Source organism: Serratia sp. 2880STDY5682894, from assembly GCF_001537385.1.
In the GTDB taxonomy this organism is placed as follows: Bacteria; Pseudomonadota; Gammaproteobacteria; order Enterobacterales; family Enterobacteriaceae; genus Serratia; species Serratia nevei.
In genome coordinates, this window is record NZ_FCJA01000005.1 from 97327 (window position 1) to 105009 (window position 7683).

5 protein-coding genes are annotated in these 7683 nt (G+C 62.0%); all 5 read left to right on the forward strand.

Features of this window, described 5'->3' with window-relative positions; translation table 11 throughout:
* Positions 1 to 77 precede the first annotated feature (77 nt).
* Positions 78 to 2570 (forward strand): bifunctional glycosyl transferase/transpeptidase, encoded by a 2493-nt coding sequence (mrcB, locus tag AWX27_RS13110; RefSeq protein ID WP_038872402.1) that lies wholly within the window; start codon positions 78 to 80, stop codon positions 2568 to 2570.
* A gap of 251 nt (positions 2571 to 2821) precedes the next feature.
* Positions 2822 to 5020: a ferrichrome porin FhuA gene (gene fhuA / locus AWX27_RS13115; RefSeq protein ID WP_060422694.1), complete on the forward strand. Its 2199-nt coding sequence runs from the start codon at positions 2822 to 2824 to the stop codon at positions 5018 to 5020.
* 47 nt (positions 5021 to 5067) lie between these two features.
* Positions 5068 to 5865 (forward strand): Fe3+-hydroxamate ABC transporter ATP-binding protein FhuC, encoded by a 798-nt coding sequence (gene fhuC, locus AWX27_RS13120; protein ID WP_049200086.1) that lies wholly within the window; start codon positions 5068 to 5070, stop codon positions 5863 to 5865.
* Positions 5865 to 6773 carry a Fe(3+)-hydroxamate ABC transporter substrate-binding protein FhuD gene (gene fhuD, locus AWX27_RS13125; protein WP_060422696.1) on the forward strand — a complete coding sequence of 303 codons (909 nt, stop codon included), beginning with the start codon at positions 5865 to 5867 and terminating at the stop codon, positions 6771 to 6773. Before fhuC ends, fhuD begins: the two co-directional genes overlap by 1 nt.
* Positions 6770 to 7683, forward strand: a 914-nt coding sequence (locus AWX27_RS13130) for an iron chelate uptake ABC transporter family permease subunit (RefSeq protein ID WP_156428562.1), incomplete at its 3' end; no start/stop codon positions are given. The genes fhuD and AWX27_RS13130, both read left to right, overlap by 4 nt.

Sequence of the window (7683 nt, forward strand, 5' to 3'; positions counted from 1 at the left end):
GTCAGCGCTGCGGCGTAGGCACAGATTAAGCGACTAATCATGGCCGGCAGTGTCGGCAAGCTCGGAGAACAACAGCCATGGCTGGGGATGACCGCGAGCCCATCGGGCGCAAAGGAAAACAACCAAAAAGCACCGCGTCGCGCAAGCCGCCGCGCCGTCGCCGAGACGACGATTATGACGATTACGAAGAAGACGAGTATGACGATGATGAGTATGAAGAGGAGGAGGAACGCATGCCGCGTAAGGTAAAAGCGACTCCGCCGCGTAAAAAACGCCGTTGGCTTGGCCTGTTTATCAAACTGATCCTGGTGATCGCCGTCCTGTTGGCGATCTATGGCGTTTATCTGGATTCCCAGATCCGCAGCCGCATCGACGGTAAAGTCTGGCAGCTGCCGGCGGCGGTGTACGGCCGCATGGTCAACCTGGAACCGGGCATGCCGTACAGCAAGAAGGAGATGGTCAACCTGCTGGAAGGCATGCAGTATCGCCAGGTCAGCCGCATGACGCGCCCGGGCGAGTTTACCGTGCAGGCCAACAGCATCGAGATGCTGCGCCGCCCGTTCGACTTCCCGGATGGTAAAGAAGGGCAGATCCGCGCCCGTCTCGACTTCCAGAACAACCGCCTGGCGAAGATTGAAAACCTGGACAGCGGCCGCAGCTTCGGCTTCTTCCGCCTCGATCCGCGTCTTATCACCATGCTGCAGTCGCCGAACGGTGAGCAGCGTCTGTTCGTGCCGCGTTCCGGTTTCCCGGATCTGTTGGTGGATACGCTGATCGCCACGGAAGACCGCCACTTCTATGAGCATGACGGCATCAGCCCCTACTCCATCGGCCGTGCGGTGCTGGCCAACCTGACTGCCGGGCGTGCGGTGCAGGGCGGCAGTACGCTGACGCAGCAGCTGGTGAAGAACCTGTTCCTGAGCAACGAACGTTCGCTGTGGCGTAAGGCTAACGAAGCCTATATGGCGCTGCTGGTGGATTACCGTTACAGCAAGGACCGCATTCTGGAGCTGTATCTGAACGAGGTGTACCTCGGCCAGAGCGGCAGCGACCAGATCCGCGGTTTCCCGCTGGCCAGCCTGTACTACTTCGGCCGTCCGGTGGATGAGCTGAGCCTCGATCAGCAGGCGCTGCTGGTCGGCATGGTCAAGGGCGCGTCGCTGTACAACCCGTGGCGTAACCCGAAACTGGCGCTGGAGCGCCGCAACCTGGTGCTCAAGCTGCTGCAGAACCAGGGCGTGATCGACGGCGAGCTGTATGACATGCTGAGCGCGCGTCCGCTGGGCGTGCAGCCGAAAGGCGGCGTCATTACGCCACAGCCGGCGTTTATGCAGATGGTGCGTCAGGAACTGCAGACCAAGCTGGGCGATAAGGTCAATGACCTGTCCGGCGTGAAGATCTTCACCACGCTGGATCCGGTGTCGCAAGACGCGGCGGAAAAAGCGGTCGAAGACGGCATCCCGGCGCTGCGCGCCGCGCGTCACCTGCAGGATCTGGAAGCGGCGATGGTGATCGTCGATCGCTTCAGCGGTGAAGTGCGCGCCATGGTCGGCGGCGCTAACCCGCAGTTCGCCGGCTTCAACCGCGCGATGCAGGCGCGCCGCCTGGTCGGCTCGCTGGCCAAGCCGCCGACGTACCTGACCGCGCTGTCCGAACCGGATAAATACCGCCTCAACACCTGGCTGGCGGATGCGCCGCTGTCGCTGAAGCAGCCGAATGGCGCCGTCTGGCAGCCGAACAACTATGACCGTAAATTCCGCGGTCAGGTGATGCTGGTGGATGCGTTGGCCAACTCGCTGAACGTGCCGACGGTGAACCTCGGCCTGTCGGTCGGGCTGGATCAGATCAGCGCTACGCTGCAACGCCTGGGTATCCCGAAAGCGGAGATCAACCCGGTGCCATCGATGCTGTTGGGGGCGATCGGCCTGACGCCGATGGAAGTCGCTCAGGAGTACCAGACCATCGCCAGCGGCGGTAACCGTGCGCCGCTGTCGGCGGTGCGTTCGGTGATCGCCGAAGACGGCACGGTGCTGTACCAGAGCTTCCCGCAGGCGGAACGCATGGTGCCGGCGCAGGCCGCTTACCTGACGCTGTACGCGATGCAGCAGGGCGTGGCGCGCGGGACTTCCCGCTCGCTGTCGGTGAAGTTCCCGAACTACAACCTGGCGGCGAAAACCGGTACCACCAACGATCTGCGCGACAGCTGGTTCGCCGGCATCGACGGCAAGGAAGTGGCGATCGCCTGGGTCGGGCGCGACAACAACGGCCCGGCCAAGCTGACCGGTGCCAACGGCGCGTTGACCCTGTATCGTCGTTATCTGGAAAACCAGACGCCGCTGCCGCTGATGCTGCAGCCGCCGGAAGGCATTAACCAGATGAGCATCGACTCTGCCGGCAACTTTATCTGCGGCGGCGGCAGTTGGCGCACCATCCCGGTCTGGACCGACAATCCGCAGGGATTGTGCCAGGCCAGCCAGGCAGCGGTGCAGCAACAGCAGCAACCGGCGGCGGGTGAGCAAAAAGATGGCGATGGCGTCGCCGGCTGGATCAAGGATATGTTCGGCCAGTAATCGCTACCGGGGCGTCGGCCCCGGTGAAAATTTTTTCTTTGTTATTAAGCCCGTAACCTTGGTTGCGGGCTTTTTTATTTTTCTGCTCGTTTTATTTCCCTGTTAACCGCATGGCTAAGCGCCTAATCCTTAACCTATTTGCCCTATGAATTCGGCTTGCAGTTTAATTTGGCTTCTGCATAAAATGCGACGCTTATAATAATTATTATCGTTTACATTCGTCATTTAATTATTCATCAGAGAAATCAACTATGCCGACCAAGCGTCTTTCATCATCCGCGGCCAAGCAGGGCCGTACCCCCGTCAGCGCGTTAGCGATCACCGTCGCTGCGGCGTTGGGCACGCTGGCGATGCCGGCTTTTTCCGCCGACGCCAAGCCGGCCGCCAAGGAAGACACGATTACCGTTGTAGGCGGTAGCAATACCGCCCAGCAGGAAAGCGCCTGGGGGCCGGTCGGCACCTATGTCGCCAAACGCAGCGCCACCGGCACCAAAACCGATACGCCGATCGAGAAGAACCCGCAGTCTGTTTCCGTGGTGACGCGTGAAGAGATGGACATGCGTCAGCCGGATACGGTGAAGGGCGCGCTGGCCTATGCGCCGGGCGTATTTGCCAGCCGCGGCAGCTCCACGACCTATGATGCGGTGGCGATCCGCGGCTTCCCGGCCACCAACACCACCCAGTATCTGGATGGGTTGCGGTTGCTGGGCGACAACTACAGCGAAGCGTCCATCGATCCTTATTTCCTCGAGCGCGCCGAGCTGCTGCGCGGCCCGGTCTCGGTGCTGTACGGCAAAAGCAACCCGGGTGGTTTGGTCTCGATGGTCAGCAAGCGGCCAACCACCGAGCCGCTGCGCGAAATCCAGTTCAAAATGGGCACCGATAACCTGTTCCAGACCGGTTTCGATTTCAGCGACGCGCTGGACGATCAGGGTATCTATTCTTACCGCCTGACCGGCCTGGCGAAAGACAGCGATTCGCAGCAGAACATGAGCAAAGAGAAGCGCTATGCGATCGCGCCGTCCTTTAGCTGGCGTCCGGATGACAAAACCAACTTCACGCTGTTGGCCAACATTCAAAACGATCCCTATACCGGTTATTACGGCTGGCTGCCGAAGCAGGGCACGCTGATTCCGCTGCCGAACGGCGGTAAGCTGCCGACCGATTTCAACGAAGGCGAAGCCAGCAACTACACCTCCCGCAAACAGCGGATGATCGGCTACAGCTTCGAACATGCCTTCAACGATACCTGGGCGGTGCGCCAGAATCTGCGCTATATGCAGCTGGAAACCGACATGAAGAGCATCTATGGCAGCGGCGTTTCTGCGGCGACGCCGACGACGATTAATCGCGCCTATGTCCAGTCGAAAGAACACCTGAACAATTTCTCTGTGGATACCCAGGCGCAGGCGAAGGTGAAAACCGGCGATATCGACCACACGCTGTTGTTCGGCGTGGACTACATGCGCATGCGTAACGATATCAATGCCGCATTTGGCTCTGCGGACGGTCTGAGCATGACCAATCCGCAATACGGGAATGACGCGGTCAATATCAACTTCCCCTACCATTACCTGAACCGTCAGGAACAAACCGGCCTGTATGTGCAGGAGCAAGGGGAGTGGAACCAGTGGCTGTTGACGCTGGGCGGGCGCTATGACTGGGCGAAGACTTCCGCTTATAACCGCGATGTGAGTTCGACGAGCCAGCAGACCGATCGCCAGTTCACCTGGCGCGGCGGCCTCAACTACTTGTTCGACAACGGCGTGACGCCGTATTTCAGCTACAGCGAATCGTTTGAACCGAATCTGGGCACGACGCAAGGGGGTAGCACCTTCAAGCCGTCGATCGGCAAGCAGTATGAAGCCGGCGTGAAATACGTGCCGAAGGATCGCCCAATCGTGCTGACCGGCGCCCTGTATCAGCTGACCAAGAACAACAACCTGACGCCGGACCCGAGCAATGCACAGTTCAGCGTGCAGAGCGGCGAAATCCGTTCACGCGGCGTGGAGCTGGAAGCCAAGGCGGCGTTGAATGCCAACGTCAACCTGATCGCCTCCTATACCTATACCGATGCGAAGTACACCAAGGACAACACCTATCAGGGCAAACCGACCGTCGAGGTGCCGAAACACATGGCTTCGCTGTGGGCGGATTACACCTTCCACGAAACGGCGGTGAGCGGCCTGACGCTGGGTTCCGGCGTGCGTTACGTCGGCTCCAGCTCGAGCTTCAACAGCGATAATTCCGCCTTCAAGGTGCCGGACTACACGCTGGTGGACGCTACCATTAAATACGATCTGGCGCGCTTTGGCCTGCCGGGCTCGTCCGTGGGCGTCAACATCAACAACCTGTTCGACAAGACCTACGTGTCGAGCTGCTACCGCGACTACGCCTGCTACTGGGGCGCAGAACGCCAGGTGGTCGCCACCGCAACCTTCCGTTTCTAACCGGATAGCCGGGGCGGCGCCGCGTCGCCCCGGACAAAGCAGGATCTATGCAGGACAAACTTCTTAATCCCGGCGCGACCTTCGCGCTGGATAACGCCAGCTTCGCCGTCCCCGGCCGGGTGCTGTTGCAACCGCTGTCGCTCAGTTTTCCCCAGGGCAAAGTCTGCGGCCTGATCGGCCATAACGGTTCCGGTAAATCCACTCTGTTGAAACTGCTCGGGCGGCATCAAGCCCCCAGCGGTGGCCAGGTACTGCTCAATCGGCAGCCGTTGGCGCAGTGGGACAGCAAATCCTTCGCCCGCCAGGTGGCCTACCTGCCGCAGCAGCTGCCGGCGGCGGAAGGCATGACGGTGCGCGAACTGGTGGCCGTCGGCCGCTATCCGTGGCACGGCGCGCTGGGGCGTTTTGGCGCCAACGATCGCCAATTGGTCGAAGAGGCCATTTCACTGGTGGGGCTCAAGCCGTTCGCCAACCGCCTGGTGGACAGCCTGTCCGGCGGCGAGCGCCAACGCGCCTGGCTGGCGATGATGGTGGCGCAGGACAGCCGCTGCCTGCTGCTTGACGAACCGACGTCGGCGCTGGACATCGCGCACCAGGTCGAGGTGCTGGCGCTCATTCAGCGCTTGAGCCGCGAACGCGATCTCACGGTGATCGCCGTGCTGCACGACATCAACATGGCGGCGCGCTACTGCGATCATCTGGTGGCGCTGCGCGGCGGTGAAATGATCGCTCAGGGCGGCCCGCTGGAACTGATGCAGGGGCCGGTGCTGGAGCAAATTTACGGTATTCCTATGGGCACGTTGCCGCACCCGAGCGGCGGCGCGCCGGTGAGTTTTGTCTACTGATGTCTTCTGCATTCACTTCTTCTCACGATCCGCTGCGCCGCCGTTTGTTGATGGCGCTGGCGCTGTCACCGCTGTTGGGCTCGTTGCCCGGCCGGGCGGCGGATGCGCCGCCGGATATCGCGCGCGTTGCGGCGCTGGAATGGCTGCCGATCGAACTGTTGTTGGCATTGGGCGTGACGCCGCTGGCGGTGGCCGATGTGCATAACTACAACCTGTGGGTGGCGGAGCCGAAGCTGCCGGCGACGGTGGTCGACGTCGGTCAGCGCACCGAACCTAACCTCGAACTGCTGCAGCAGCTCCAGCCTTCGCTGGTGTTGCTGTCGCAAGGCTATGGCCCGACGCCGCGAAAAATCCAACCCATCGCGCCAACCATGAGCTTCGGCTTCAACGACGGCAGCGGCAAACCGCTGACCGTCGCCCGCCAGTCGCTGCTGGCGCTGGGCCAGCGGTTGGGCATAGAAAGCCGGGCGGTAAACCACCTGGCGCAGTTCGACGGCTTTATGCAGGACGCGCGTCAGCGCCTGCAAAGCTATACCCGGCAACCGCTGCTGTTGTTTTCGCTGATCGACACGCGCCATGCGTTGATCATCGGCCAGAAAAGCCTGTTCCAGGAAGCGATGGACCAACTGGGCATCCTCAATGCCTGGCAGGAGCAAACCGACTTTTGGGGCACGGCGGTGGTGGGGATTGAACGGTTGGCTACGGTGCGTAATGCCCGGGTCATCTATCTCGATCACGGCAATCAGGCGATGATGGACAAGGTCAGCGCGACGCCGCTGTGGCAGTCGTTGCCCTTTGTGCGGCAAAACCAGCTGCGGCAGGTGCCGGCGGTGTGGTTCTACGGCGCCACGCTGTCGACGATGCGGTTTTGCCGCCTGTTGGCGCAGGCCCAGGAGAGTGCGGCATGAATGCAGGCATCCGGAGATTACCGCTGACGCTGATCCTGCTGTTGCTGGCGGCGGCAGGCGGCCTGACGATATACAACCTGGCGCAGCAGCTGCCGCCGGCGCAATGGGTGCGGGCGCTCAGCGCGCCGGACATCGACGACGTGCGGCAAATGCTGTTCCATTACAGCCTGCTGCCGCGGTTGACGGTGTCGCTGTTGGCCGGCGCCGGCCTGGGGTTGGTCGGCGTCCTGTTCCAGCAGGTGTTGCGAAATCCGTTGGCGGAGCCGTCGACGCTCGGCGTTGCCGCCGGCGCGCAGCTCGGCCTGACCATCGCCACGCTGTGGGTGTTGCCGGGGGGCGAATTCACTCGCCAGCTGGCCGCTATGGTGGGCGCGATTGTGGTGGGCGGGCTGGTGTTCGGCGTCGCCTGGGGCAAGCGGATGTCGCCGGTCACGCTGATTCTGGCCGGGCTGGTACTGGGGCTGTACTGCGGCGCGGTCAACAGCCTGTTGGCGCTGTTTCATTACGATCAGCTGCAGGGCATGTTCCTGTGGGGAACCGGTGCGCTGAACCAACAGGACTGGAGCGCCGTGCAGTTCATTCTGCCGCGTTTGTTGGTGGCCGGCGCGCTGGCGGCGCTGTTGCTGCGCCCGCTGACGCTGCTGGGGCTGGACGATGGCGTGGCGCGTAACCTGGGGCTGGGGCTGTCGATGGCGCGCTTCTGCACTCTGGGGCTGGCCATTATCTTCAGCGCCATGTTGGTGAGTGCGGTGGGCGTTATCGGCTTTATCGGCCTGTTTGCACCGCTGATGGCGAAGATGTTGGGCGCGCGCCGCCTGGCGCACCGCATGATGCTGGCGCCGTTGCTGGGGGCGCTGCTGCTGTGGTTGACCGATCAGGTGATGATCGGGGTGACGCAGGTGTGGCGTGA